Here is a 26,198-nt window from a genome sequence, read left to right on the forward strand (position 1 = left end):
GAGAACTGCACAGTGGACGCGAGCATCAAGTAGCGCTCCTTTGAGGGGCGTGAAAGTAGTGATGTTCGTCGAGTGATAATCCTCTGATGAGCGGGCTGTCATCTCACTTCGGTGGGTGGTGGTCCGTACTGTCTTTGTGGTTTGGGTTTTTATTGCAGTTTCGCCTTGACCTGCATGTCTGCTCTGCTGCTGTTGTCCTGCTTTCGGGTGGGTTGGTGGTGGTGGGTGGTGTGTGGTGGTCAAGTGTGTAAGGGCGCATGGTGGATGCCTTGGCATCAGGAGCCGATGAAGGACGTGGGAGCCTGCGATAAGCCTCGGGGAGTTGGCAACCGAATGTTGATCCGAGGGTGTCCGAATGGGGAAACCCGGCCGTCGTCATGGGCGGTCACCCGCACCTGAATGTATAGGGTGTGTGGAGGGAACGTGGGGAAGTGAAACATCTCAGTACCCACAGGAAGAGAAAACAAATAGTGATTCCGTGAGTAGTGGCGAGCGAAAGCGGATGAGGCTAAACCAGTTCCGTGTGATACCTGGTAGGGGTTGCGGGGTTGGGGTTGTGGGAGTGTTCTGGACTGGGCTACCACCTGGTCGGGGAGTGAGAAAGTCGTGGTGTAGCCGAAGGGCCTGGGATGGTCCGGCGTAGTGGGTGAGACCCCCGTAGGCGAAACATTGCGGCCTCCTTGGGAGCATGTCCCGAGTAGCACGGGGCTCGTGGAATCTCGTGTGAATCTGCCAGGACCACCTGGTAAGCCTAAATACTTCCTGATGACCGATAGCGGACAAGTACCGTGAGGGAATGGTGAAAAGCACCCCGGGAGGGGAGTGAAATAGTACCTGAAACCGTGTGCCTACAATCCGTCGGAGCAGGCTTGTACCTGTGACGGCGTGCCTTTTGAAGAATGAGCCTGCGAGTTAGTGGTGCGTGGCGAGGTTAACCCGTGTGGGGTAGCCGTAGCGAAAGCGAGTCCGAATAGGGCGTCCTATAGTCGCGTGCTCTAGACCCGAAGCGGAGTGATCTACCCATGGCCAGGTTGAAGCGCGGGTAAGACCGCGTGGAGGACCGAACCCACCAGGGTTGAAAACCTGGGGGATGAGCTGTGGGTAGGGGTGAAAGGCCAATCAAACTCCGTGATAGCTGGTTCTCCCCGAAATGCATTTAGGTGCAGCGTCACGTGTTTCTTGCCGGAGGTAGAGCTACTGGATGGCTAATGGGCCCCACCGGGTTACTGACGTCAGCCAAACTCCGAATGCCGGTAAGTGAGAGCGTGGCAGTGAGACTGCGGGGGATAAGCTTCGTAGTCGAGAGGGAAACAGCCCAGATCATCAGCTAAGGCCCCTAAGCGTGTGCTAAGTGGGAAAGGATGTGGAGTTGCGCAGACAACCAGGAGGTTGGCTTAGAAGCAGCCACCCTTGAAAGAGTGCGTAATAGCTCACTGGTCAAGTGATTCCGCGCCGACAATGTAGCGGGGCTCAAGTACACCGCCGAAGCTGTGGCATTCACATATTAATCTCTCTTCAGCAGTGATCTTTGTCTGTGGCCTTCGGGTTGTGGGTGGGGGTTGGGTGTTGGTGGGCAGGTGTGTGGATGGGTAGGGGAGCGTCGTGTGTGGGGTGAAGCAGCCTGGTGATGGGTTGTGGACTGCACGCGAGTGAGAATGCAGGCATGAGTAGCGAATGACGGGTGAGAAACCCGTCCGCCGATTGACCAAGGGTTCCAGGGCTAGGTTCATCCGCCCTGGGTAAGTCGGGACCTAAGGCGAGGCCGACAGGCGTAGTCGATGGACAACGGGTTGATATTCCCGTACCGGCGTAGAACCGTCCATGGTGAGGCCGGGGATGCTAAGCACCCTAAGCCGCCGGCGCCTTCGGGTGGTGGTTGGTGGAGCGTGTGATCCGATCCGGTAGTAGTCAAGCGTATTAACAGGGGTGACGCAGGAGGGTAGCTTCCGCGTGGCGATGGTTGTCCACGTCCAAGGGTGTAGGGCGAGGTGTTGGTAAATCCGCACTTCTGACTTCAATGTCGTGTCTGAGACCTGATGGTGACCCTTTCGGGGGGAAGTAGGGTGATCCCATGCTGCCTAGAAAAGCCTCGGCGCGAGGTTCGAGCCGCCCGTACCCTAAACCGACTCAGGTGGTCAGGTAGAGAATACCGAGGCGTTCGAGTGAATCGTGGTTAAGGAACTCGGCAAAATGCCCCCGTAACTTCGGGAGAAGGGGGGCCTGAGACGTGAAGCTCCTTGCGGGCTAGCGTTTGAGGGCCGCAGAGACCAGGGGGAAGCGACTGTTTACTAAAAACACAGGTCCGTGCGAAGTCGCAAGACGATGTATACGGACTGACGCCTGCCCGGTGCTGGAACGTTAAGGGGACCGGTTACCCACGCAAGTGGGGACGCTGAGAACTTAAGCGCCAGTAAACGGCGGTGGTAACTATAACCATCCTAAGGTAGCGAAATTCCTTGTCGGGTAAGTTCCGACCTGCACGAATGGCGTAACGACTTCCCCGCTGTCTCAACCGCGAACTCGGCGAAATTGCACTACGAGTAAAGATGCTCGTTACGCGCAGCAGGACGGAAAGACCCCGGGACCTTCACTATAGTTTGGTATTGGTGTTCGGGACGGCTTGTGTAGGATAGGTGGGAGACTGTGAAGCGGTCACGCTAGTGATGGTGGAGTCATCGTTGAAATACCACTCTGGTCGTTCTGGATGTCTAACTTCGGTCCGTGATCCGGATCAGGGACAGTGCCTGATGGGTAGTTTAACTGGGGCGGTTGCCTCCTAAAGAGTAACGGAGGCGCCCAAAGGTTCCCTCAGCCTGGTTGGCAATCAGGTGTTGAGTGTAAGTGCACAAGGGAGCTTGACTGTGAGACCGACAGGTCGAGCAGGGACGAAAGTCGGGACTAGTGATCCGGCCGTGGAGTGTGGAATCGCGGTCGCTCAACGGATAAAAGGTACCCCGGGGATAACAGGCTGATCTTGCCCAAGAGTCCATATCGACGGCATGGTTTGGCACCTCGATGTCGGCTCGTCGCATCCTGGGGCTGGAGTAGGTCCCAAGGGTTGGGCTGTTCGCCCATTAAAGCGGTACGCGAGCTGGGTTTAGAACGTCGTGAGACAGTTCGGTCCCTATCCGCTGCGCGCGTTGGAAACTTGAGAAGGGCTGTCCCTAGTACGAGAGGACCGGGACGGACGAACCTCTGGTGTGCCAGTTGTTCCGCCAGGAGCATGGCTGGTTGGCTACGTTCGGAAGGGATAACCGCTGAAGGCATCTAAGCGGGAAGCCTGCTTCGAGATGAGGTTTCCGTGCCCTGTTGAAGGGGTGGGAGGCTCCCTGTAGATCACGGGGTTGATAGGCCGGGTGTGGAAGCAGCGACGAGAGAGCTGTGGAGCTGACCGGTACTAATAAGCCGATCACTTGTCTACCACGCACCAGCTGCCGCCACTTTGTGGTGGGTTGGTGGGTCGGGGCGAGTGTGATAACAATCCAACTAACGATTTCACTGCTGTTGTGGTGTTCGCGTCCATTGTGTGGTTCTCGGGAGAGAACTCGAACACACGCTTCACGTCCCACTCGTGGGGGTGGGGGGTGTGGTTTGATCCTGGCCTTTGTGGTCCGGTGGTCATAGCGGTGGGGAAACGCCCGGTCTCATTCCGAACCCGGAAGCTAAGCCCACCTGCGCCGATGGTACTGCTCGGGAGACTGGGTGGGAGAGTAGGTCACCGCCGGCCACTCACTCTTGTAGTGGGTAAGCGTGTGGGGAGCAGCCCGTAAGGGTTGCTCCCCACACGTGTTTCTGCCCCGTTTCAGGCTGGGACAGCCGATCCTGCGCAGTTCTCAGCGCAAGCGCAGGACGGTCCCCGCGAGGGGCTTGGGGCGGAAGGACGTCGTCTTCCTCCCGAGGCTGCTGCCTCCGTGGACGAGCTCTTGGAGGGCCGGCACCCGGGGTTTGGGGAGGAAGACCGCGGCGCGGTCGCCGAGGGTCGACCAGATCGCGCTGGCGTCGGGTCGGTAGCGCACGTCGGAGTTGCCTGTGCCGAACCCTCGCACGACCGTGTCGACCCACGCGCCACTCCCGACCGTCGTCCCGGTAGCGGGCGGGCACTCGACCACGACGCTGGCTCCGTCACAGACCACCAGAGCCTGCTCGAATCCCAGGGCGTCCACGATGAGGGCGACTCCTGCGGCGTTCTTCACCACGACGTCGCGTCGTCGGGGGGCTCGTCGAAGAACCTCCTGAGCGGCTGCCCGCGGCAGGACCCGGTGCAGCGCGCGGAGGTCGACCGGTTCGATCGCGTCGTCGGCGACCGCGACCAGCAACGAGTGCGGAGTCCCGTCGCGTTGCGCGGCTCGGAGGACTGCTGCGTGGCGGTGGTGCCCGTCGGCGATGAGGAACCGGTGCGTTGCCGACGCCACGGTGAGTTCCGTCAGCACGTCTGGATCGTCGAGCTGCCAGACCTCCACGTGGCACCGGTCGTTCTCCGCGACCTCGACCCGCCGACCGAGCGGGGCCGGGTCGGTCCAGGACAACGGCCAGGGATGCCTGTCGACCACGAGGACGGGCTCGGAATCCACACCCGTCGTCTCCAGCCGTTCCAGCCTCGCGGTGACGGCCTGCTCGAAGACGCCTTCGTGCGGATGCACGCGGTCGTCGTGCGCGGACACGTCGAGCTGCCCCATCAGGAAGTGCTGCACACGTCCGTCCTGCTCCTGGCGCACGACGTAGAAGCTGGGTTCGTCCTGGACCAGCGCTCCCTCGTCCAACCACCGTTGCACGGCGCGGCCGGGGCCGGCGTCGTACTCGGGGCGTTCCAGGTGGGTCACGACGTAGCGCGAGGACGCCAACAGAGCTGTCCGCGTGCTGCGGTCCAGTTCGGTGTGCGGTGGGGCCAGCAGTGAGGCGAGCGGGCCAGCGACGACCGGGTCGTAGCGCAGGCCGGGGAACGGCCGGAGCAGAGGACCTGGTGACTCGGCTGGTCGCGACGGTGATCCTGGTCGGGCACGCGTTCCCGTGCGTGCGTCCTCCACCCGTCGCATCCTACGGTCGGAGCTGTCGTCGACCGCTCCACCCCTGATCGCGAGGAGGTCCACCGTGTCCCATAGCTCTCCCGAGGGGGACGGAGACCGCTCGAGCGGGCGTCCTAGCGGGGGGACCTACGAGTGGCTCCACCGCGGTCTCGCCTTGCTCGCAGCCGGTGAAGCCGCGGCGGCGGCGACGTTGCTGGCCCGGGCTCACGGCGAGGAACCGAGCTCGACGGGAGTTCTGGAGGCCCTGGCCAGGGCCCAGTACGATTCTGGTGACGTGGCAGGAGCGGCGCAGTCCTTCCGGGACCTCGCGGTCGCCCGGCCGGCCGACGACTACGCTCACTTCGGGCTGGGTCTCTGCCTCAGCCGCCTCGGACGGTTCGGCCTCGCAGCCGAACACCTGGCCATGGCGCACGCCATGCGTCCAGACCGTCCGGAGTACGCCGACCGCCTTCGACAGGTCCGCGCCACGATCGCGGCGCGCCAGATCCCGGGGAGTCCGTGAGCACCACCCTGTCCGCCAGCACCGGTTCCCTCCTCGACGACCACGACGTCCTGTTGCTCGACCTCGACGGTGTCGTCTACGTCGGGCCGGACGCCGTTCCGCACGCCGTCTCCGCGCTCGAGGTCGCCGTCGCGGCGGGACTCCGGCTGGGGTTCATCACGAACAACGCCTCCCGCACCCCGGCGACCGTCGCGGGCCACCTGCGCGACCTCGGCGTCCCTGCCGCCGACGAGGACGTCGTCAACTCCGCGCAGGCCGCCGCCGACCACCTGGCCGCCGAACTGCCTGCCGGTTCGGCGGTGCTGCTCGTCGGGGGCACCGGACTGCGCGTGGCGTTGGAGGACGTGGGACTGCGCCCCACCGAGGAGCGCACCGAGGCCGTCGCCGTCGTCCAGGGGTTCTCCCCGGACCTGAGCTGGGTCCAGCTCGCCGAAGCGACCCACGCGGTCCGCTCGGGTCTGCCGTGGGTCGCGACGAACCTCGACGCGACGGTGCCGACCCCGGGAGGCCCCGCACCGGGCAACGGGCTGCTGGTGGACCTCGTCGCCCGCGCAGCGGGGCGGGGCCCGGACGTCGTCTGCGGCAAGCCGGAGCGCGCCCTCTTCGACGCGGCCGTGCAACGGTTGAGGGCGAAGAACGCCCTCGTCGTCGGGGACCGCCTGGACACCGACCTGCAGGGAGCACGCACCGCCGGCCTTCCCGGTCTGCTCGTCCTCACCGGCGTGACCGGGGTCGGGGAACTCCTCGCGGCGAAGCCGCACGAGCGACCCGGGCACGTCAGCCACGACCTGCGGGGCCTCGTCGACGTGCACCCCGCGGTGGAGGTCGTACAGCGCCCCTACGGAGTCCTCGCGACCTGTCGTGAGGCGCAGGTCGAGGTCGATCATGGGTCGCTGGTCGTCCGCGTCGGGGAGGTCGGTCCGGACGGTCTCGACGTGTTGCGGGCGGCCGCCGCAGCCGTCTGGGCCGGTGTGGACGCGGGGCTGGACGTCGACCTCGCCGCCGCGGTCGAGGCGCTCGCCGGACTGGTCGAACAGCCGGTCGAACGCGCGGGTGTGGACGACGTCCCCGAGTGCGTCGGACCGAGCTTGTAGCGTGGCGCCCGTGATGAACCCCGAGGACGTTCGCAGCCAGGCGCCGAAGCCCGGTCCGTCCCCGCGCTCGACCGCCCACGACGAGGTGCTCGACCACGCCCTCGCCCGGCTCGACGGCCTCGAGGCCGTCAGCGTCCACGACCACGTGGACGTCTACACCGCCGTCGACCTCGCACTGCGCGAGCGGTTGGCTGCGACGGAGGGATGACGGTGGCCGTCCGCAGGCTCCGCCTCGACGCGGAACTGGTGCGTCGAGGTCTGGCCAGGTCGCGTGAGCACGCGAGCGAACTGGTGGCCGCGGGTCGCGTGCGCGTCGGCGGCGCGACCGCGGCCAAACCCGCGACCCAGGTCGACGTCGCCGCCGCGATCCTCGTCGAGGAGGTCACGGCCGAGGACGAGTACGTCTCCCGGGGTGCCCACAAGCTCGTGGGCGCCCTCGACGCGTTCGCCGTCGACGTCACCGGGCGTCGCTGTCTCGATGCCGGGGCCAGCACCGGCGGTTTCACCGACGTCCTGCTCCGGCGGGGCGCCGGGCACGTCGTCGCGGTCGACGTCGGCTACGGCCAGATCGCCTGGTCGCTGCGCACCGACGACCGCGTGACGGTCGTGGAGCGCACCAACGTCCGCACCCTCGAACCCGAGGTCGTCGCTCCGGCGCCCTCGCTGGTCGTCGCCGACCTGTCCTTCATCTCCCTGACGCTCGTCCTGCCCGCGCTGGTGCGGTGCGTCACTCCCGAGGCGGAACACGTGCTCATGGTCAAACCGCAGTTCGAAGTCGGCCGCGACGCGCTTGGCGCGGGGGGTGTGGTCCGCAGCGCTGAGCTGCGTGCCGGCGCGGTCCGGACGGTCGCGGCGGCCGCGGCCACCCTCGGCCTGGGGGTGCGCGGCGTCGCCGCGAGCCCGCTCCCCGGCCCCTCCGGCAACGTCGAGTACTTCCTGCACCTGGGTGAGGGTGCGCCCACCCTGGACGAGGACGACCTCGCCCGGGCGATCGCCGAGGGTCCCCAGGCAGGGTTGTCGTGACCGGACGACCGGCTGTTCTCCCGCAGGCGGAGCGTTCCGTCCTGGTGCTCGCGCACACCGGTCGCTCCGAGGCGGTGTCCGCGCTGACCAAGGTGGTGCACCGCTTCCACGAGGCGGGGATCCGCACCCTGATGACCCCGGACGAGGCGTCGGCGTTGAGCGTCGACGACCGCGCGCTGGTCGAGGAGTGCGACCTCGAGGGTGCCGTCCTCGGGGCCGAGATGGTCATCGTCCTGGGCGGGGACGGCACGATCCTGCGGGCCGCCGAGCTCGTCCGCGGCACCGACACGACACTGCTCGGGGTCAACCTCGGCCACGTCGGCTTCCTCGCGGAGGCCGAACGCGAGGAGATCGTCGGGACCGTCACGCGGGTCGTCGCGGCCGACTACCGCGTCGAGGAGCGCATGACCCTCGACGTGCAGGTCGTCCTCGACGGTCAGGTCGTGGCCTCCTCGTGGGCGGTGAACGAGGTCTCGGTCGAGAAGGCCAACCGCGAGCGGATGCTGGAGCTCGTCGTCGACGTCGACGGTCGACCGCTGAGCACGTTCGGCGCCGACGGGGTCATCGCGGCGACACCGACGGGCTCGACCGCCTACGCGTTCTCCGCCGGGGGCCCCGTGGTCTGGCCCGAGGTCGAGGCGCTGCTCGTCGTCCCGATCAGCGCGCACGCCCTCTTCGCCCGGCCGCTGGTCATCGCCCCCACCTCCGTCGTGGGGATCGAGGTCCTGCCGGGGATGGGTGACGGCGGGGTCCTGTGGTGCGACGGTCGGCGGACGTTCGCGGCCCCGGCCGGTGCACGCGTCGAGGTCCGTCGTTCGCTTCAGACGATCCGGCTGGCGCGGCTGAGCTCCGGCAGCTTCACCGACCGGCTCGTGGCCAAGTTCGGCCTGCCCGTCCAGGGCTGGCGGGGTCCGCGCTCGAGCGAGGACGGGTGACGGCGTGATCGAGGAGATGCACATCCGCTCCCTGGGGGTCATCCGCGACGCGAGGCTCCCCCTGGGGCCCGGGCTCACCGTGATCAGCGGGGAGACCGGTGCGGGCAAGACGATGGTCGTGACCGGTCTCGGACTGCTCATGGGGGAGCGCGCCGACGCCGGAGCCGTCCGCGCGGGCGACGACGCCGCCGTCGTCGAGGGCCGCATCCAGGTCCCCGAGGACGGTGCCGTCGCGGCCCGCACCCGTGAGGCGGGCGGCGAGGTCGACGAGGGTGAGCTCCTGCTCGTCCGGACCCTCTCGGCGACCGGTCGCAGTCGGGCCCACGTCGGTGGTCGCAGTGCACCCGTCGGGGTGCTGGCCGAGATCTCCGAGCACCTCATCGCCGTACACGGTCAGACCGACCAGCTCCGACTGCGCTCGGGGGCGCAGCAGTTGCGCGTCCTGGACGCCTTCGCCGGAGCGGTCGTGGCGAAGGACCTCGCCGAGTACCAGCAGGTCCACGCCCGCTGGCGGACCCTCACCGCCGAGCACGACCACGTCGCCGGCCACTCCGCCGAGCGGGCCCGCGAGGCGGAGCTGCTGCGACTGGGCCTGGAGGAGGTGGAACGCGTCGATCCCCAGCCCGAGGAGGACGTCGCCCTGCGCGAGGAGTCCGATCGCCTCGCCCACGTCGAGGTCCTCCGGGAGGCCGTCTCGACGGCCCACGAGGCGCTGACCGGAGAGGCCAGCGGGGGGGACGGGAGCGGGGAGGGCGGAGCCGACGTACGGGTCGACAGCGCCCGTCGCGCCCTGAGCCAGGCCGGCGACCACGACCCGACGCTGTCCGGGTTCGCGGCCCGCGCCGGGGAGGTCTCCTACCTGCTGGCGGACCTCGCGACCGAGGTCGCGGCCTACGCGCAGTCCCTCGAGGCCGACCCGTTGCGCCTCGCCGTCGTCCAGGAACGCCGTGCGCTCCTGACGTCGCTGGTGCGTCGCTACGCGGCCGACCCCTCCGAGGGGGTCGCGGGAGTGCTCCGGTGGGCGGGGGGCGCGGCGGAGAGGCTGCTCGACCTCGACGACGACGGCCGGCTGGAGACGCTGGCCAAGGAACGCGACGAGCTCGAGGGACAGTTGCGCGCCCTGGCCGCTCGACTCAGCGTCGCCCGCCGGGCCGCCGCGTCGACGCTGGAGGAGCGGGTGGCGAGCGAGCTCACCGCGCTCGCCATGCCCAGCGCGCGCATCGAGGTCGCCGTCCACACCGGCCACGACCTCGGACCGTGGGGTTGCGACAGCGTCGAACTGCTCCTCGCCGCGCACTCCGGGGCGGCCCCACGACCGCTGTCGCGCGGTGCCTCGGGCGGTGAGCTGTCCCGGGTGATGCTGGCTCTCGAGGTCGTCCTGGCCGGGACCGACCCCGTGCCGACCATGGTCTTCGACGAGGTCGACGCGGGTGTGGGGGGCCGCGCCGCGGTCGAGATCGGCCGACGGCTGGCACGGCTGGCGCGCACGACCCAGGTCGTCGTCGTCACCCACCTCGCCCAGGTCGCGGCCTTCGCCGACAGCCACCTCACGGTCGTCAAGACCGACGACGGCAGCGTGACCGAGTCCGGGGTGGTGCGTCTCGACGACGAGGGACGGGTCACCGAGCTCGCCCGGATGCTCTCCGGCAGCGGGTCGGGGACCGCCCGCGCGCACGCCGAGGAGCTCTTGAACTCCTCGCGTGCGGAAGCGGTGCAGGAGACCGGGGCCGGGCGCACGAGCAGGTCACGTCCGGCGCGTGCGGCACGGGGCGGTCCTGCACCCGTGGGACGATCGAGCACTGCTGCGCGGAAGCCGCGCGGGCGTGCGACGTAGGGGTGGAGGAGTTCGACGGTGATCAGGCGGCGACGAGCGCGCGGTGACGCGGCCGGAGCCGAGTCGAACGGGACGACCGGCACCCTCGACGTGGTGAAGGGGACGGCGCGGGTGGACCGCCGGACCAAACGGCTCACCAAACGCCTCAAACCCGGGGACGTCGCCGTCATCGACCACCTCGACCTCGACCGGGTCTCCGCCGAGGCGCTCGTCGCCTGCCACCCGGCCGCGGTGGTGAACGCCTCCCGCAGCACCTCCGGCCGCTACCCGAACCTCGGACCCGGAATCCTCGTCGACGCCGGCATCCCCGTCATCGACGAGGTCGGGGACGACGCCATGACCGCGCTCGTCGAGGGCGCGAAGCTCCAGCTCGACGACGACGTCGTCCGCGTCGACGGGCAGGTCGTGGCCCGCGGACGCCGGTTGACCCCCGAGGTCGTCGCCGCGGACATGGAGGTCGCTCGCGCGGGTCTGTCGTTGCAGTTGGAGGCCTTCGCGGCGAACACGATGGAGTACCTGCGCCGCGAGCGCGACCTCCTGCTCGACGGGGTCGGGGTGCCCGACATCCGCACCGACCTCGACGGTCGCCACGTCCTCATCGTGGTCCGCGGGTACCACTACAAGGAGGACCTGGTCACGCTGCGGCCCTACATCCGCGAGTACAAGCCGGTCCTCATCGGGGTGGACGGGGGCGCCGACGCGATCCTCGAGGCCGGGTACAAGCCCGGCCTGATCGTCGGTGACATGGACTCCGTCTCGGACGCGGCGCTGCGCTGCGGCGCCGAGGTCGTCGTGCACGCCTACCGCGACGGGCGTGCGCCCGGTCTGGAACGGGTCCGGTCGCTGGGCATCGACGCGGTCGTCTTCCCCGCCACCGGGACCAGCGAGGACGTCGCGATGCTGCTCGCCGACGACAAGGGTGCGACGCTCATCGCCGCCGTCGGCACCCACGTGACCCTCGTGGAGTTCCTGGACAAGGGCCGCTCGGGCATGGCCAGCACCTTCCTCACCCGGTTGCGCGTCGGCGGCAAGCTCGTCGACGCCAAGGGGGTGTCCCGGCTCTACCGGTCCCGGGTCTCCGACTCCCAGGTCGTCGTCCTCGTCCTCTCCGGCGTGCTGGCCCTCGTCGCCGCGCTGCTGGTCACCCCGACGGGCCAGGCGATCCTCGCGGTCACCGGTGCCCGCTTCGAAGACCTGTGGGCGGGGTTCCTCGGCCTGCTGCCGGGGGAGGGGCCGTGACCGGCGCGTCCCGCCGAGGGCGCCTGGACCGACTGCACCGCACCACTTCTCGACGACAGGATGCCCAGTGATCGACTTCCGATACCACGTCGTCTCGCTGGTGTCGATCTTCCTCGCGCTCGCCGTCGGGATCGTCCTGGGCGCCGGTCCGCTGAACGAGGGCATCTCGACGGGGATCACCGACCAGGTGAAGCAGCTGACCGCGGAGAAGAACCAGTTGCGCTCCGAACGCGACGCCGCGCTCACGGCCACCAAGGCGCAGGACAGCTGGGCCGAGGCTGTCACGCCGGCGTTGGTCGCCCGTCAGCTCGGTGGTCGCAGCGTCGCCGTCGTGGAACTCCCCGGTGCCGACTCCAGCCAGGTCGACGCCACCGTCGACGTCCTGGAGCAGGCGGGTGCGACCGTGTCCACGCAGGTCACGATCCAGAACAGCTGGATCGACCCCGCGAAGCAGAGCGACCGCGACGACGTCGCCGACGAGCTGACCGGTCAGCTGACCACGGCGCCGGCCACCGACGCCGGCACCGAGGACGTGCTCGCCGCGGAACTGGCCCGGGCCCTCGTCACCACCGAGCTCGCGCAGACCGGTCAGCCCGACGAAGGCGGTGCAGCGGTGCTGAAGACGCTGACCGACGCGGGCCTCGTCGAGGTCGACGGCGGAACCGACGCGAGCGGTCAACGGGCGACGCTCGCCCTGCTCGTCGGTGGGGCGCCCGACTCCGACGCCACCGACGCCCAGGTCACCAAGGACGACGCGGCCTGGGTCGCGCTCGCCCGCGAGCTCGACGCCGCCAGTGCGGGCGCGCTGCTCGCGGGTCCGCCCGAGGCGGCCGCCGACGGTGGACCGGTCGCGGCGCTGCGTTCCGACAAGGACGTCGCGGCCACCGTCAGCGGGGTCGACGACCTCGACTCCCCGATCGGGCGGGTCAACGTCGTCCTCGGGCTGCGCCAGCAGCTGTCCGGAGGCGCGGGCCAGTACGGGACCGCGGGCTCCGCCGACGCCGTCTCCCCGCAGCTGCCGGCGGCACCGCAGTGAACGGCGCCTCGACACCGCGCTCCGCGCTGGCGCTCACCGCAGCCCGCGGGGCGGGTCGACGCCTCGGCGCGCTGCTGCGGGACCACCCGCCGGCGGGGGCAGGGCGTTGGGACCGCCGGAACCACCGCGGAGCAACCGTCACCCTGCTCGAGGGGCCCACCGCGGCCCTCGCCGTCGCCACCGGGTCGTTGGCCTCCCGACCGCCGTACCGGGTCGCGGGAGTCGTCGCGGCCCTCGGTGCGGGGGCCTTCGGCGCGTTGGACGACCTCACCGAACGGGCCGGGGACCGGGACGCCGGTGCGCGTGGTCTCCGCGGTCACCTCGAGGCGCTGCGCCGGCGTCGTGTCACCACGGGGGCCTGGAAGGTGCTGGGCATCGGCGCGACCGGGCTCGCCGCCGCGGTGGTGGCCGATCGTCCCCGCACGGCCGGGCAGGCCTTCGACACCCTCCTCGGTGGTGCCCTGGTGGCGGGCAGCGCCAACCTCCTGAACCTCTTCGACCTGCGCCCGGGGCGCGCGGCGAAGGTCGCGACGGTCGTGGCCGTGTCGCTGGCCGTGGGAGCCCCCGGCAGTGCCGGTGCGGCGGCGGCCCGCCCCTGCGCGGCCGCCGTCCTGGGCGCCTGCTCGGCCGTCCTGCCCGACGACCTCGCCGGGCGCAGCATGCTCGGCGACACGGGCGCGAACGCCCTCGGCGGGGTCCTCGGCGTCGCCGCGCTCGCCCGGTGGGAACGGCCTGGTCGCTGTCTGGCCCTGGCCACCGTGGTGGGGCTGACCCTGGCCTCGGAACGGATCAGCTTCAGCCGGGTCATCGAGTCCGTACCGGTGCTGCGGGAGCTCGACCGCCTCGGCCGTCCGTGACGCCGAAGGTCCGCTCCGTCGCCGCCGCGGCGGCGTCGGTCGCCCTGTTGACGGTCTTCGCCCGCCTCGCGGGGTTCGGCCGGATCCTCGCCTTCAGCCAGACCGTCGGTGACACCTGTCTCGGCACCGCCTACCAGACCGCCAACCAGGTCCCCAACGTCCTCTTCGAGGTCGTGGCGGGAGGGGCGCTGGCGGGGGTCCTGGTGCCGCTGTTGTCCTCCCGGCTCGCCTCGGGGGACGAGCGGCAACGCGCCGACGCGTCCCGGACGGCGTCGGCCGCGCTCACCTGGAGCGTCCTCGTCCTCGTCGTCGTCGCCGGGCTCACGGCGTTGCTGGCGCGGCCCGTCATGGGGCTGCTGCTGCGTGGCGGCTCCGTCGAGGGGTGCGGGGACTCGTTGCTGCGCATCGGCACCGTCATGTTGTGGGTCTTCCTGCCGCAGGTCCCGCTGTACGCCGTCGCCGTCGTCTTCGCCGGGGTCCTGCAGGCCCAGCAACGCTTCACCGCCCCGGCCGCCGCGCCCCTGGTCTCCAGCCTGGTCGTCGGCCTCGCCTACCTGGTCGTCGGCTGGATGGTCCCGGCCGCGGTCGTCCGCGGGAACCTGGCCGCGGTCCCCGACCGGGCCGTGGCGGTGCTCGCCGGGGGGACCACCCTCGGGGTCCTCGTGCTGGCCCTCGCGCACGCTCCGGCCCTGCGCAGCGCCGTCCGCTGGCGCCCGACCCTGCGCCCGACCCCCGGCGACGGGTCCCGGTTGCGTTCGCTCGCCCTGTCCGGACTCGCCGTCCTGCTCGCCCAGCAGGTGGTGACCATCGCGATCACGGTGGCCGCGAACGACGGCGCGACCGGTGCGGTGAACCGCTGGAGCTACGCCTGGGCGATGTTCCTGCTGCCCTACGCCGTGCTCGCCGTTCCCGTCGCCACCGCCGTCTTCCCACGCCTCTCGCGCGCGGCGGAAGGGGCCCGCGAGGACTTCGCGACGATCCTCGCGCCCGCGGTGCGCGTCGTCCTGCTGGTCAGCTCGCTCGGGGCCGCTGCCCTCGCGGCCGTCGCCGCGCCGGTCGCCGTCGTCTTCGTCGCGAGTCGTGTCGGGTCCGGGCAGTCCGGGGACCTCGCGGCGGCACTGGTCCTCTTCGCGCCGGGACTGCTGGGCTACGGACTCGTCGCCCTGCTGACCCGGGCGCTCTACGCCCTCGGCGAGGGGCGCTCCGCGGCGACCGGCACGGTGGCCGGCTGGGTCGTCGTCCTCATCGGCGTCGTCGTCCTGCCGGCGGTGCTGCCCGACGAGCGCGTCGTGAGCGCGCTCGCCCTCGCGCACACCCTCGGGCTCACCGTGGCCGGGGTCCTGCTGCTGCGCGCCGTCCACCGCGCAGCCGGACCCGGATCCCTCACCGGGCTCGTCCGCGTCGTCGTCGCCTCGCTGCTCTCGGCGTTCGCGGGCGGGCTCGTGGGCGGGCTGGTCGGGGCCCGGGTCGGCGTGCACGGGATCGCGGGCGAGGTCGCCCTCGGCGTCGGCGTCGGCGTGCTCGCCGTCCTCGTCTGGGCGCTCGTGGCCCGGTTCACCGCCCCCACCGACGTCCGTGCGCTCACGGGCACCCTGCGGCGCGTCGTGCGCCGCTGAGCCAAGGAGAACCCTCGTGTCGAACGGTCCCGTCGTGTTCGTCCTCGCCAGCAGCGCCGGAGGAGTCGGCCGCCACGTCGTCCAGCTCTGCGCCGGACTGCGCGCGGACGGCGTCGACGTCCGTGTCGCGGCGCCCGCGGAGACGTTGCGGCGCTTCGCCTTCGACGCGGCGACCACGGCCGTGGAGATCGGCGCGAGCCTCGACCCGGTCCGGGACCTGCGAGCGGTCGCGGCGCTGCGTGCGGCGCTGCGCGCGGCTCCCGGGGCGCTGGTCCACGCCCACGGGGTGCGGGCCGGGCTCGTCGCGGCGCTCGCGGTCGGGCGACGGACCCCGTTCGTGGTGACCCTGCACAACGCCGTCCTCGGTGCGGGGCCGCGCGCACGGCTCGGCCTGGGCGTCCTGCGCGTCGTCTGCCGTCGGGCCGACGTCGTCCTCGGGGTCTCGGAGGACCTGGTGCAGATCGCCCGGGCGCTGGGGGCGCGGACCGCCGAACGCGCCCTCGTGCCCGCACCGGAACTCCCGGCGGGGGAGGCGACCCGGGGGCGCGCCGTCCTGGGGGAGGGCCCGGTCGCCCTGGCGGTCGCCAGGCTCGCCCCGCAGAAGGGGCTGCCGACGCTGCTGGACGTCGCCGCCCGGCTCACCCTCGGGCGCATCGTCGTCGTGGGGGACGGGCCGCTGCACGACGAGCTCGCGGCCCGGGTCCGCGACGAGCGGCTCCCCGTCACGCTGGTCGGTCGACGCGACGACGTGGCCGACCTGCTGGCCGCCGCCGACGTCGCCCTGAGCACGAGCCTCTGGGAGGGCCAGCCGGTCTTCGTCCAGGAGGCCCTGCGGGCGGGGGTGCCGGTGGTGGCGACCGACGTCGGTGGCACCCGGGAGGTCACGGGGGACGCCGCCGTCCTGGTGCCCGTGGGAGACCCCAGGGCGTTCGCGGACGCCTTGGACGCCCTGCTGGGTGATCCGGCTGCGCGGGAGGACCGTGGACGCCGCTCCGCGGCCCGTGCGGCCCGGCTGCCGGACGCGGCGGCGGCGCTCGCCCAGGTCCGCGGGGTCCACGACCGTCTCCGGTCCTGATCGCGCGGCGCGGCGGCGAGGAGGCCGTGCGTCCGGTACGCTCGAACTCCGTGGCGAACCGCAGCACTCCCGAGTCCCCCACCCAGCACGTCTTCGTGACCGGGGGTGTGGCCAGCTCCCTCGGGAAGGGGCTCACGGCCTCCAGCCTCGGCCGACTCCTCCGGGCCCGTGGCCTGCGGGTGGCGATGCAGAAGCTCGATCCCTACCTCAACGTCGACCCCGGCACGATGAACCCGTTCCAGCACGGCGAGGTCTTCGTGACCGACGACGGTGCCGAGACGGACCTCGACATCGGCCACTACGAACGCTTCCTCGACGTGCGTTTCGACGCCTCCGCGAACGTGACCACCGGCCAGGTGTACTCGTCGGTGATCGCCAAGGAACGTCGTGGCGAGTACCTCGGCGACACCGTCCAGGTCATCCCGCACATCACCAACGAGATCGTCGACCGGATGCGGGCCCAGGCCCGCGACGACATCGACGTGATCATCACCGAGGTCGGCGGGACCGTCGGCGACATCGAGTCGCTGCCGTTCCTCGAGGCCGCCCGCCAGGTGCGGCAGCGCCTCGGCCGCGACAACGTGTTCTTCGTCCACGTGTCCCTGGTGCCCTACATCGGTCCCAGCGGAGAGCTCAAGACGAAACCCACCCAGCACTCCGTCGCGGCCCTGCGCAGCATCGGCATCCAGCCCGACGCCATCGTCTGCCGCGCCGACCGGGAGATCCCCGAAGGCGTCAAGCGGAAGATCGCCTCCATGTGCGACGTCGACGACGAGGCCGTGGTGGCCGCGATCGACGCGCCCTCGATCTACGACATCCCGAAGGTCCTGCACCGCGAGGGTCTCGACGCCTACCTCGTCCGCAAGCTCAACCTGAGCTTCCGCGACGTCGACTGGACCACCTGGGACGACCTGCTGCGTCGCGTGCACAACCCGCGTCGCCACGTCGAGATCGCCCTCGTGGGCAAGTACATCGACCTTCCCGACGCCTACCTCTCGGTCACCGAGGCGTTGCGCGCCGGTGGTTTCGCCGAGGACGCGAAGGTCGACATCCGGTGGGTGGCGGCCGACGACTGCGCCACCCAGGAGGGTGCGCAGAAGCAGCTGCACGGGGTCGACGCGATCTGCGTCCCGGGCGGTTTCGGGGTGCGCGGCATCGAGGGCAAGCTCGGTGCGCTGCGCTGGGCCCGCGAGAACGGTGTCCCGACGCTCGGTCTCTGCCTCGGTCTGCAGTGCATGGTGATCGAGTACGCGCGCAACGTCGCCGGCCTGCGGAACGCGAGTTCCACGGAGTTCGAGCCCGACGCGAAGCACCCGGTCATCGCGACGATGGCCGAGCAGCGCGAGATCGTCTCCGGTGACGGCGACATGGGCGGCACCATGCGCCTCGGGTCCTACGAGGCGGTCCTCCAGCAGGGTTCCGTCGTGGCGACCACCTACGGCAGCGAGCGGATCTCGGAGCGCCACCGTCACCGCTACGAGGTGAACAACTCCTACCGCGACCAGCTGTCGAAGAAGGGCCTCGTCTTCTCGGGCACCTCCCCCGACCGCGAACTCGTCGAGTTCGTGGAACTGCCCGCCGACGTCCACCCGTACTACGTCGGGACCCAGGCCCACCCGGAGTTCAAGTCGCGCCCGACCCGGGCGCACCCGCTGTTCTCCGGTCTCGTCGCGGCGGCTCTGCGTCGTCAGCGCGAGGGGCAGCTCATCGACGTGGACCCGCAGCCCGCGGAACCCGTGACCGAGCAGCTCTCGGACGTGACGGCATGAGCTTCCCGGAGGAACTGCAGGTTCCCCTCGTCGACGGGGCGGAGCTGTCGGACGCACCGGCGCAGCGTCGCCTCGCGGGCAGCGAGGTCGTCTTCGCCGGGCACGTCTGGGACGTGGTGAGCGAGACGGTGGAGCTCACCGACGGTTCCCCGGTCGTGCGTGACGTCCAGCGCCACCCGGGTGCGGTGACCATCCTGGCTCTCGACGACGACGAGAACGTCCTGTTCATCAAGCAGTACCGTCACCCGGTCCGCCGGGAGTTGTGGGAACTGCCGGCCGGGCTGCTCGACGTCGCCGGCGAGGCGCCCCTGCTGGCGGCGCAGCGCGAACTCGCCGAGGAGGCCGACCTCGTCGCCTCCGACTGGGCCGTCCTGGTGGACTGGTTCAACTCGCCGGGAGGTTCCAGCGAGGCGAACCGCGTCTACCTCGCCCGCGGGTTGTCCGCGGTGGCGCCGGCGGACCGGCACGTGCGCGAGGACGAGGAGAAGGACCTCGTCCCCGTCCGCGTCCCGTTGGCTCAGGCCGTGGACGCGGTGCTCTCCGGTCGTTTCGCGAACCCGGGCAGCGTCATCGGGGTGCTCGCCCTGCAGGCGGCCAGGGCGAGCGGCCTGGACGCGCTGCGCCCGGCCGACGCTCCCTGGCCGACCGGGCTGCTGCGACCGCAGGGGTAGTCCTCAGGAACCCCGGACGGTCGCGACGAAACCGCCGACCTGCTGCTGCAGGAGGCCGGCGATCTCCGACAGTCCGGTGGTTCCGCCCCCACCGGAGACGGCGTCGGTGATGGCGCCGACCTCGGCGTCCATGCTCTCGATCCGGGCGGCGACACCCTCGATGACGGCCACGGCCTCCTCGGTGGCCTGCTGGCTCGCCGCCACCTGCGCGGCGATGACCGAGTTGGACTGGGCGGCCTGGTCGGCGAGGCGCTTGACCTCTTCGGCCACAACGGCGAACCCCGCCCCGGCCGGCCCGGCGCGCTCGGCCTCGATGGTCGCGTTCAGCGACAGCAGACGGGTCTGCGCGGCGACCTTCTCGATGAGCTTCACGGCCTCCTCGATGCGCGAGGACGCCTCGCGCAGCGATCCGACCGTCGCGACGGCCCGTTGGACCTGCTCGACGGCGTCGCGGGCCGTGCGGGCGAGCTCGGCGGCCCCGGCCCCGGCGCTGGTGGCCCCGGCGCTCACCTGCTCGGAGGCCCCGAGGACGGTGGACTCCAGTTCGTCGGCGAGGGCGAGGCGACTGGCGGTCGCCTGGTCCAGCTCGGCGCCGGCGGTCGCGCTGGCGCGGCGCGCGGCGTCGATGACCTGGGCACCGTTGCGGAACGCGCCCCGGGTGCCGCCGAGGAGGAAGCGGCGGTGGAACCGGCCCTCGCTGGCCGCCGTCAGCGTCGCGGACGCGTCGCGGACGAAGGCGTCGGTCATGTCGAGCTGGTGGTTGAAGGCGGTGCGCAGCTCGACCAGCACGGCGTCGTCCCCGAGGTAGGGCACGCGAGCCTCCAGGTCGCCCGCGGCGGCCCGTCCGGCGACGGCCGCGACGGTGCGCAGGACGTCGTCGTGCGTGCGGCCGGTGGTGGCTGACGGCTTGCGTCGCAGCAGGTTCACGCGGCCACTCCTTCGGGACTGAGGGACCAGACGAACTCGTCGTAGGTCATCCCCGCGGTGTCGAGACGTTCGGTGAGGAGGGCACGGGAGGCGGCGACGGCCTCGGCGGGTCGGCTGAACCGGGCCTCGACGGCCAGCAGTTCGTCGTAGAGGCGGCGCACCGCGGTGAGGGCCGCGGGGACCGGGACCCGGCGGTTGGAGTGGTAGCCGAGCAGCTTCCCGTGGGCGTCGACGCTGGGGGTCACGTGCGCCAGCACCCAGTAGTGCGCACCGTCGGCGGCCAGGTTCACGACGTAGGCGAAGATCTCGCTGCCGCTGCGCAGGGTCTCCCAGAGCAGGTCGAAGATCCCGCGAGGCATCCCGGGGTGCCGGATGATGTTGTGCGGCTGGCCCACGACCTCGCCCTCGGTCAGGGCGGACACGCGGAGGAAGACGTCGTTTGCGTAGGTGATGACCCCGCGCGCATCGGTCTTCGTCACGATCAGCTCGTCGTCGCCGAAGCGCCGTTCGACGCCGGTGGGTGAAGTTCTCGATGCTCGCACGCAGGTGTGGTCGGCCGAACGGGTGAACGACTTGACCGGATCCTTTCGTCCGGTCCCGGCGTGTGTCCCCGGTCACGGCGCGGTGCGCGCCCCGTAGGGTCGGAGCGTGTCCGCCCAGGTCCTCGCCGCTGCCCCCGGTGACTCCGGGGAACCCCGCGAGGCGAGCGCTCTGCAGGCGGCGGTCCGGGACTACCTCGCTCACCTGCAGGTGGAACGCGGCCTGTCCGCCAACACGCTGGGGGCCTACCGCCGTGACCTGGCCCGCTACGTGCGCTTCCTGGCCGGCCGGGGGATCACCGATCCCCGTCAGGTCGACGAGGCGGCCGTGAGCGCGTTCGTCGTGACCCTGCGCACCGGCGAGGACGGCGCGGCGGTGCTCACGGCCAGTTCCACCGCCCGGGCGGCCTCCGCCGTCCGCGGGTGGCACCGGTTCCTGCACGCCGAGGGCCGCAGCGCCGACGACCCCTCGGTCCTGGTGCGACCACCGGCGCCACCGCGTCGCCTCCCCGCGGCGCTGACGGTGGAGGAGGTCACCCGGCTGCTCGACGTCGCGCGGTCCGGCGGTGACGGCGTGCAGTCGGCCGTGCCCTTGCGCGACGCCGCGCTGCTCGAGGTCCTCTACGGCTGCGGGGCGCGCATCAGCGAGGCCGTGGGGCTCGACGTCGACGACGCGATGCCCGAGGTGCTGGGTGAGACGGGCGTGGTCCGGTTGCGCGGCAAGGGGTCGAAGGAGCGGGTGGTCCCCATCGGGTCCTACGCCCGCACCGCGCTCGAGCAGTACCTCGTCCGATCCCGTCCGCAGCTGGTGGCCGCGGGGCGGGGGACACCCGCGTTGTTCCTCAACACCCGTGGCGGTCGGCTCTCGCGACAGAGTGCGTGGGCGGTGCTCCAGTCGGCGGCGCGTCGGGCGGGGATCACCCGGGCCGTCTCGCCGCACACGCTGCGTCACTCCTTCGCGACGCACCTGCTGCGGGGAGGGGCCGACGTCCGGGTGGTGCAGGAGCTGCTCGGTCACGCCTCGGTGGCGACGACGCAGGTCTACACCCTCGTCACGGCTGATTCGTTGCGCGAGGTGCACGCGGAGAGCCACCCACGTGCTCACGACCCGTCCACCGCTCCACCACGCCCGGCGGACTAGGGTCACCCGCAGAGACACACCCGTCACACGCCCACGACTGCCCGAGGAAGTGCCCCGCCGTGACCAGCGAGTACCCCCAGCACGCCACCGGCACGCCGACGAGCGACGACGCTCGAGTGCCGGCTCCGGTGCAGGAGCCGGTGGCCCCGCCGGTGGTGCAGCCCCTCCCGCGGCCGGTCCCGCGTCCCTTCCCGCAGCGGCCCACCGCCCTGCCGCAGCCGATCCAGCAGCCGGTCGCGCAGTCCGAGCCCCGGCCCGAACCGCAGTCGCCCGTCGAGACGGAGCCGCAGCCCGTTCCGGCGGGCGAGGTCCGGGAGACCCGCGCGGTGCAGGGCGAGATCGAGCTGGGGCCGCAGAACGGCCCCACGGGGCGCCCGATGCCGGTCTTCCCGGTGCCGGCCCCGTTGGCGCAGCACGGTCCGGCGCGCGTCATCTCGATGTGCAACCAGAAGGGTGGGGTCGGCAAGACGACGACCACCATCAACCTCGGGGCGGCGCTGGCCGAGTACGGCCGCCGCGTGCTGCTGGTCGACTTCGACCCGCAGGGCGCGTTGTCGGCGGGACTGGGCATCAACTCCCACGAGCTCGACAAGACCGTCTACCAGCTCCTCATGGAGCGCGGGACCGACGTGCGCGAGGTCATCCGCGAGACCGCTGTCGAGGGTCTCGACCTGCTGCCCGCGAACATCGACCTCTCCGCCGCCGAGGTGCAGCTGGTCGGGGAGGTCGCCCGCGAGAGCGTCCTGGCCCGCGCGCTGCGGCCGGCCCTCGACGACTACGACGTCGTCCTCATCGACTGCCAGCCCTCGCTGGGCCTGCTCACCGTCAACGCGCTGACCGCCTCCCACGGGGTCCTGATCCCGCTGGAGTGCGAGTTCTTCGCGCTGCGCGGGGTCGCGCTGCTCGTCGAGACGATCGAGAAGGTGCAGGAGCGGTTGAACCCGGCCCTGGAGGTCGACGGGATCCTCGCCACCATGTACGACGGCCGGACCCTGCACAGCCGTGAGGTCGTGAGCCGTGTCGTCGAGGCCTTCGGCGACGACGTGTTCCACACCGTGATCGGGCGGACGGTGAAGTTCCCCGACGCGACGGTGGCGGCCGAACCCATCACGTCCTACGCGAGCAACCACCCGGGAGCAGAGTCGTACCGCCAGCTGGCCCGTGAACTCGTCGCCCGGGGTGACGCGGCCTGAGTCACCGCCCCGAACCTCCCGTGGCGTAAGGGATCCCGGGGTTTCCGGTGGCTCTGGGTCAGCGGCGAGGACCGTCCGTAGAACTCCGGCGTCCGTGCGGTGGTCTTGTGGTCGGGACCACGCTGCTGCTCCGTTGGGGCGACCCCGGACGGGCTAGGGTTCGGCCACACGAGACCGGTTTCCTAGGCCGGTCGGGGGAGGGGGCTCACCCGTGGGGGTCACGACAGGGACGGACGCCGTGGACGAAGGGTTCACGAGGTTCTCCGAGGAACACGCGCAGGGACAGTTGGTCCCGCGCATCGTCGACGTCGCGCTCGCGTGCGCCGACGAGGTCCTGGTCGCCGACGGCGTCGACCGGCTCACCGGGGCGGACCTGCTGCGCCGGGCCGCACTCGTGCGTTCGGCGGTGCTGGCCCACCACGCGGGTCTCGACCCCCGGGCCACCCCGGTCGCGGTGCTCCGCGGGCACGACGTCGGCGCCGTCGCCGCGATGGTCGGGGTGATCGCCGCCGGTCACCCCGTCGTCGTGCTCGACCCGACGACCCCGGCACCGAGGTTGCGGCACTACGTCGAGGCGGCCGGCGCGAGCCTCGTCGTCTCCGACACCGCACGGACCGCCACCGCGGCCGAGGTCGCCGCGAGGGTCCTCGACCCGGACTCGGCCGACGCGTCCGCCTGGCCCGACCACGTCGACGCGGCCGCCGCGCTGCTCGGCTCGCCGGCCGACCCCGACGACGTCGCGGTCATCGTCTACACCTCCGGTTCCACCGGCGCCCCGAAGGGCGTGGCCTGCGAGCACCGCTCGATCCTGCACGACACCTGGGTGAGCTCTGAGGGCACCGGTGCCTACCCGGCCGGCAGCGTCGTCGCGCACCTGCTGCCGATGGCGTTCAGCGCCGGGGTCACCCCGACCCTCGGGGCGTTGCTCGTCGGCGCCCGCCAGGAACTCTTCGACCCGCGTCGCCGCTCGATCGCGGAACTCCCGGGTTTCCTCGCCGACGTGGGCGCCGACGTCCTGCTCGCCTCGCCGGCCATCCTGCGGGGGGTCATCACCTCGCTCGGGACGCGGGGACGACTCCCCGGGCTGAAGAGCGTGACGATGGCCGGTGAGACCGTCCACGGTGCCGAACTCGCCGCGATCCGCCGCGCCGTCGGCCCGGACTGCGTGGTGCGCAACCGCTACGGATCGACCGAGACGTGGCTGATGACCGAGTACCCCATCAGCGGCGACGACGAGTCCCCCGACGGTGCGACGCCCGTCGGCTGGGCCGTTCCCGGCGCCCGGCTCCAGGTGGAACTCGAGGACGGCTCCCTCTCCGACGAGGGCACCGGGCGCGTCGTCCTCACCAGCCGCTGGCTCGGTGGTCGCTACTGGAACGCCCCCGAGAAGACCGCAGAGGTGTTCCGGGACAACCCGGACGGCTCCCGCACGTTCCGCACCAGCGACGTCGGGTCCCTCGGCAGCGACGGTTGCCTGCGTCTGCTCGGCCGCAGCGACCACAGCGTGAAGGTGCGCGGCCTGCTCGTCGAACCCGGGGAGGTCGACGCCCTGCTCTTCGCCCAGCCCGACGTCCGCGAGGCCCTCGTCGTCGGTCGCCCCTCCGCCCGCACCGGGCGGATGTCCCTGGTCGCCTACGTCGTCCCCGAGGGTCCGCGTCCGCAGGCCTCGGCCGTCCGGGCCGTGGTGCGCGAGAACCTGCCTTCGCACATGGTCCCCGAGCACGTCGTGTTCCTGGACGCGTTGCCGCGCACCGAACGCGGGAAGCTCGACCGGTCCCGACTCCCGGACCCCGCACCGAGTTCGGCTCCCTTCGAGGTTCCGCGCACGGGCTGGGAGGAGGTCGTCTTCGAACAGTTCTGCGCCGTCCTGGAACTGGAGGACCTCTCCATCCACGACGACTTCTTCGAACTCGGCGGCGACTCCCTCGCGGCCGAGGCCCTCGTGAGTCGCCTCGAAGCACTGGGGGACCAGTCGCTCGCCCAGATCGGGACCGCGACCCTCGCCGCCGCACCGACCGTCGCGTCGTTCGCGGCCGCCGCGCGGTCGAAGGTCCGCAGCGACCGGCCCACCCTCGTCCCGCTGCGTCCCGAGGGCGGGGAACGACCGCTGTTCCTCGTCGCCGGAGCGGGCAGCGCCGCGCTGGCGATGCGGACCCTGGCCCACCAGATCGTGCCCGGCATCCCCGTCCTCGGGTTGCAGGCCAACGGGTTGGAGAACCGGGCCCTGCCCGACTGGTCGGTCGGGCGCATCGCCCGCCGCCACGTCGCGACGGTCCGGGGGGAGCAACCCGAAGGCCCCTACCGGATCGCGGGGCACTCCCTCGGCGGTCTCATCGCCCTCGAGATGGCGCACCAGCTGCGCCGTGCGGGCCAGGAGGTCGAGACCCTGATCGTCCTCGACTCCTTCCCGCCGGACCCCGCGCTGATGCCCGTCGTGCACCACCCCTCGACGCTGGCCAAGCTGAAGGAAGGGGTTTCCCTCGCCCTCACCGGGATCAAGGCGCACTCCGGCCTCGGGCACTACATCCGGTTCTTCCGGCAGGGGAACTTCCTGCAGCGCAGGTACACCACCGAGGTCTACCCCGGTCGCACCCTCGTCCTCGTCGCGGGCGACGACGTGGACGCCGCAGCCCGCCGGCAGTGGGGTCCCCACCTCAGTGGCGACGCCCGCATCGTCGAGGTCGCCGGCGAGCACATGTCGATCCTGCGCGACCCGCGGGTGGCTCCGGTCGCCGCCCTCGTCTCGGCGGAACTGCGCCCCGCGGACGCGCCCGCCGTCCTCGACCTGCGGGAGCACCACGGGGAACTCGCCGACCGCTGACACCACGGATCGGGTGGGTCCGGGGCCGGGAACCCCGAACTCACCCGATCCGACCACACAGCGTCGTCACTGCTTGCGCAGAGCGGGTGACGCTGAAACCCCACACGGCGCAACCGGTCGCGATCCGTCACGGGTGCAGCGGGACCGCGTGCCACCTTTCTGGGCATGCCCTCGACCGCCGCCCCGCCCACCCAGCGCAGCGCCCGCCCCGCGCCGAGCGCCACCTCCGCGGCGCGGTTGCCCGGCCCCGTCCGGGAACGCCGTCCGGCGCTGATCGCCTCCGGTCTCGTGCTGGTCGTCGCCGGCTCGCTCGGCAGCGCCCTCGTGGTGCACCGCAGCGGAGACCGCGTCGACGTCCTCGTGGCCCGGCACGACATCGCTCCCGGCGCGGTGGTGACCGCGCAGGACCTCGGTACCGCCCGGGTGGCCGCCGACGGAGCTGCCGTCGTCCCCGCTTCCGCCCTGGCGAACTTCGTCGGCACCCACGCGACCTCGCGCATCCCCGCGGACACCCTGGTGAACCGGACGATGTTCCTGGCCGGGGACACCATCCCCACCGACGCGGCGGTCGTCGGGATCGTCCCCGGGTCCGAGCAGCGTCCCGGCGACGCGCTCGCCGCCGGCGACGTCGTCCGCGCCTTCCTCGTGGCCTCCGACGGCTCCAACACCGTCACGGGGCAGCCCGCCGGCACCGTCCTGCTCGCATCGGCCCGGGTCGTCGCCGGAGGCTCCGCCGCCGCCGCGGGCGTCGGTGACGTCGCCGGCGACCCGGGGACGGTGTCCCTGCTCGTCCCGACCGCCGACGCCGCCCAGGTCGTGGCCGCGGCCGCCGCGGGACAGGTCGCCCTGGTGCGCCTCGCCGACGCCACCGTCCCGCCCGTCGACCTCGTGCGGGAGTGACC

At 71.3% G+C, this 26,198-nt stretch carries 20 protein-coding genes and 2 rRNA genes; 19 read left to right on the forward strand and 3 right to left on the reverse strand.

Going from position 1 to position 26,198, the window contains the following annotated elements:
* Nucleotides 1-237 precede the first annotated feature (237 nt).
* Nucleotides 238-3,421: ribosomal RNA gene (locus tag OG218_RS24045) — 23S ribosomal RNA — on the forward strand.
* Between the two features lie 189 nt (nt 3,422-3,610).
* Nucleotides 3,611-3,727, forward strand: a 5S ribosomal RNA gene (rrf, locus tag OG218_RS24050).
* A gap of 106 nt (nt 3,728-3,833) precedes the next feature.
* Here the strand turns inward: rrf and OG218_RS24055 are convergent.
* Nucleotides 3,834-5,033, reverse strand: coding sequence for a DUF1015 family protein (locus OG218_RS24055; RefSeq protein ID WP_328295741.1), 1,200 nt, complete (start codon nt 5,031-5,033; stop codon nt 3,834-3,836).
* 145 nt (nt 5,034-5,178) lie between these two features.
* On the opposite strand from OG218_RS24055, the gene OG218_RS24060 reads away from it, so the two are divergent.
* The 13 genes from OG218_RS24060 (at nt 5,179) to OG218_RS24120 (ending at nt 18,675) form a co-directional block, all read left to right on the forward strand.
* Entirely contained in the window at nt 5,179-5,526 is a 348-nt protein-coding gene (locus tag OG218_RS24060) for a tetratricopeptide repeat protein (protein WP_328295742.1), read from the forward strand.
* Complete coding sequence (locus tag OG218_RS24065; RefSeq protein WP_328295743.1) at nt 5,523-6,620, forward strand: HAD-IIA family hydrolase; 1,098 nt, start codon at nt 5,523-5,525, stop codon at nt 6,618-6,620. The genes OG218_RS24060 and OG218_RS24065 overlap by 4 nt, the downstream gene beginning before the upstream one ends.
* A 10-nt stretch (nt 6,621-6,630) precedes the next feature.
* Nucleotides 6,631-6,828 carry a hypothetical protein gene (locus tag OG218_RS24070; protein ID WP_328295744.1) on the forward strand — a complete coding sequence of 66 codons (198 nt, stop codon included), beginning with the start codon at nt 6,631-6,633 and terminating at the stop codon, nt 6,826-6,828.
* Nucleotides 6,825-7,643 carry a TlyA family RNA methyltransferase gene (locus tag OG218_RS24075; RefSeq protein ID WP_328295745.1) on the forward strand — a complete coding sequence of 273 codons (819 nt, stop codon included), beginning with the start codon at nt 6,825-6,827 and terminating at the stop codon, nt 7,641-7,643. The genes OG218_RS24070 and OG218_RS24075 overlap by 4 nt, the downstream gene beginning before the upstream one ends.
* Complete coding sequence (locus tag OG218_RS24080) at nt 7,640-8,578, forward strand: NAD kinase (RefSeq protein WP_328295746.1); 939 nt, start codon at nt 7,640-7,642, stop codon at nt 8,576-8,578. The genes OG218_RS24075 and OG218_RS24080 overlap by 4 nt, the downstream gene beginning before the upstream one ends.
* Nucleotides 8,579-8,582: 4 nt before the next feature.
* Nucleotides 8,583-10,412, forward strand: coding sequence for a DNA repair protein RecN (recN, locus tag OG218_RS24085; RefSeq protein ID WP_328295747.1), 1,830 nt, complete (start codon nt 8,583-8,585; stop codon nt 10,410-10,412).
* Between the two features lie 18 nt (nt 10,413-10,430).
* Nucleotides 10,431-11,651 carry a putative cytokinetic ring protein SteA gene (gene steA / locus OG218_RS24090; RefSeq protein ID WP_328295748.1) on the forward strand — a complete coding sequence of 407 codons (1,221 nt, stop codon included), beginning with the start codon at nt 10,431-10,433 and terminating at the stop codon, nt 11,649-11,651.
* A gap of 67 nt (nt 11,652-11,718) precedes the next feature.
* A complete protein-coding gene (locus OG218_RS24095) occupies nt 11,719-12,687 on the forward strand; it encodes a copper transporter (RefSeq protein WP_328295749.1) in 969 nt (322 codons plus the stop codon).
* The gene (locus OG218_RS24100; RefSeq protein WP_328295750.1) at nt 12,684-13,544 is read left to right on the forward strand and encodes a hypothetical protein; all 861 of its coding nucleotides are present in this window, start codon (nt 12,684-12,686) and stop codon (nt 13,542-13,544) included. Before OG218_RS24095 ends, OG218_RS24100 begins: the two co-directional genes overlap by 4 nt.
* Complete coding sequence (gene murJ, locus OG218_RS24105) at nt 13,541-15,160, forward strand: murein biosynthesis integral membrane protein MurJ (RefSeq protein ID WP_328295751.1); 1,620 nt, start codon at nt 13,541-13,543, stop codon at nt 15,158-15,160. The genes OG218_RS24100 and murJ overlap by 4 nt, the downstream gene beginning before the upstream one ends.
* 16 nt (nt 15,161-15,176) lie before the next feature.
* Nucleotides 15,177-16,235 (forward strand): glycosyltransferase family 4 protein, encoded by a 1,059-nt coding sequence (locus OG218_RS24110; RefSeq protein ID WP_328295752.1) that lies wholly within the window; start codon nt 15,177-15,179, stop codon nt 16,233-16,235.
* A gap of 50 nt (nt 16,236-16,285) precedes the next feature.
* Nucleotides 16,286-18,004 carry a CTP synthase gene (locus OG218_RS24115; protein ID WP_328295753.1) on the forward strand — a complete coding sequence of 573 codons (1,719 nt, stop codon included), beginning with the start codon at nt 16,286-16,288 and terminating at the stop codon, nt 18,002-18,004.
* A complete protein-coding gene (locus tag OG218_RS24120; RefSeq protein ID WP_328295754.1) occupies nt 18,001-18,675 on the forward strand; it encodes an NUDIX hydrolase in 675 nt (224 codons plus the stop codon). The genes OG218_RS24115 and OG218_RS24120 overlap by 4 nt, the downstream gene beginning before the upstream one ends.
* Nucleotides 18,676-18,678: 3 nt before the next feature.
* Here OG218_RS24120 and OG218_RS24125 read toward each other — a convergent pair whose 3' ends face one another.
* Complete coding sequence (locus OG218_RS24125) at nt 18,679-19,602, reverse strand: methyl-accepting chemotaxis protein (protein ID WP_328295755.1); 924 nt, start codon at nt 19,600-19,602, stop codon at nt 18,679-18,681.
* Complete coding sequence (locus OG218_RS24130) at nt 19,599-20,144, reverse strand: PAS domain-containing protein (protein ID WP_442906426.1); 546 nt, start codon at nt 20,142-20,144, stop codon at nt 19,599-19,601. The genes OG218_RS24125 and OG218_RS24130 overlap by 4 nt, the downstream gene beginning before the upstream one ends.
* Nucleotides 20,145-20,250: 106 nt before the next feature.
* On the opposite strand from OG218_RS24130, the gene xerD reads away from it, so the two are divergent.
* The 4 genes from xerD to OG218_RS24150 all read left to right on the forward strand — a co-directional run bounded on the left by xerD (nt 20,251) and on the right by OG218_RS24150 (nt 26,196).
* A complete protein-coding gene (xerD, locus tag OG218_RS24135) occupies nt 20,251-21,282 on the forward strand; it encodes a site-specific tyrosine recombinase XerD (RefSeq protein WP_328295757.1) in 1,032 nt (343 codons plus the stop codon).
* Between the two features lie 377 nt (nt 21,283-21,659).
* A complete protein-coding gene (locus OG218_RS24140) occupies nt 21,660-22,475 on the forward strand; it encodes a ParA family protein (RefSeq protein ID WP_380162115.1) in 816 nt (271 codons plus the stop codon).
* A 211-nt stretch (nt 22,476-22,686) separates the two neighbouring features.
* Nucleotides 22,687-25,296, forward strand: coding sequence for an AMP-binding protein (locus OG218_RS24145; protein WP_328295759.1), 2,610 nt, complete (start codon nt 22,687-22,689; stop codon nt 25,294-25,296).
* A 165-nt stretch (nt 25,297-25,461) separates the two neighbouring features.
* Complete coding sequence (locus tag OG218_RS24150; protein WP_328295760.1) at nt 25,462-26,196, forward strand: SAF domain-containing protein; 735 nt, start codon at nt 25,462-25,464, stop codon at nt 26,194-26,196.
* Nucleotides 26,197-26,198: the final 2 nt, after the last annotated feature.

The sequence above is a fragment of the Kineococcus sp. NBC_00420 genome, from assembly GCF_036021035.1.
GTDB lineage: Bacteria > Actinomycetota > Actinomycetes > Actinomycetales > Kineococcaceae > Kineococcus.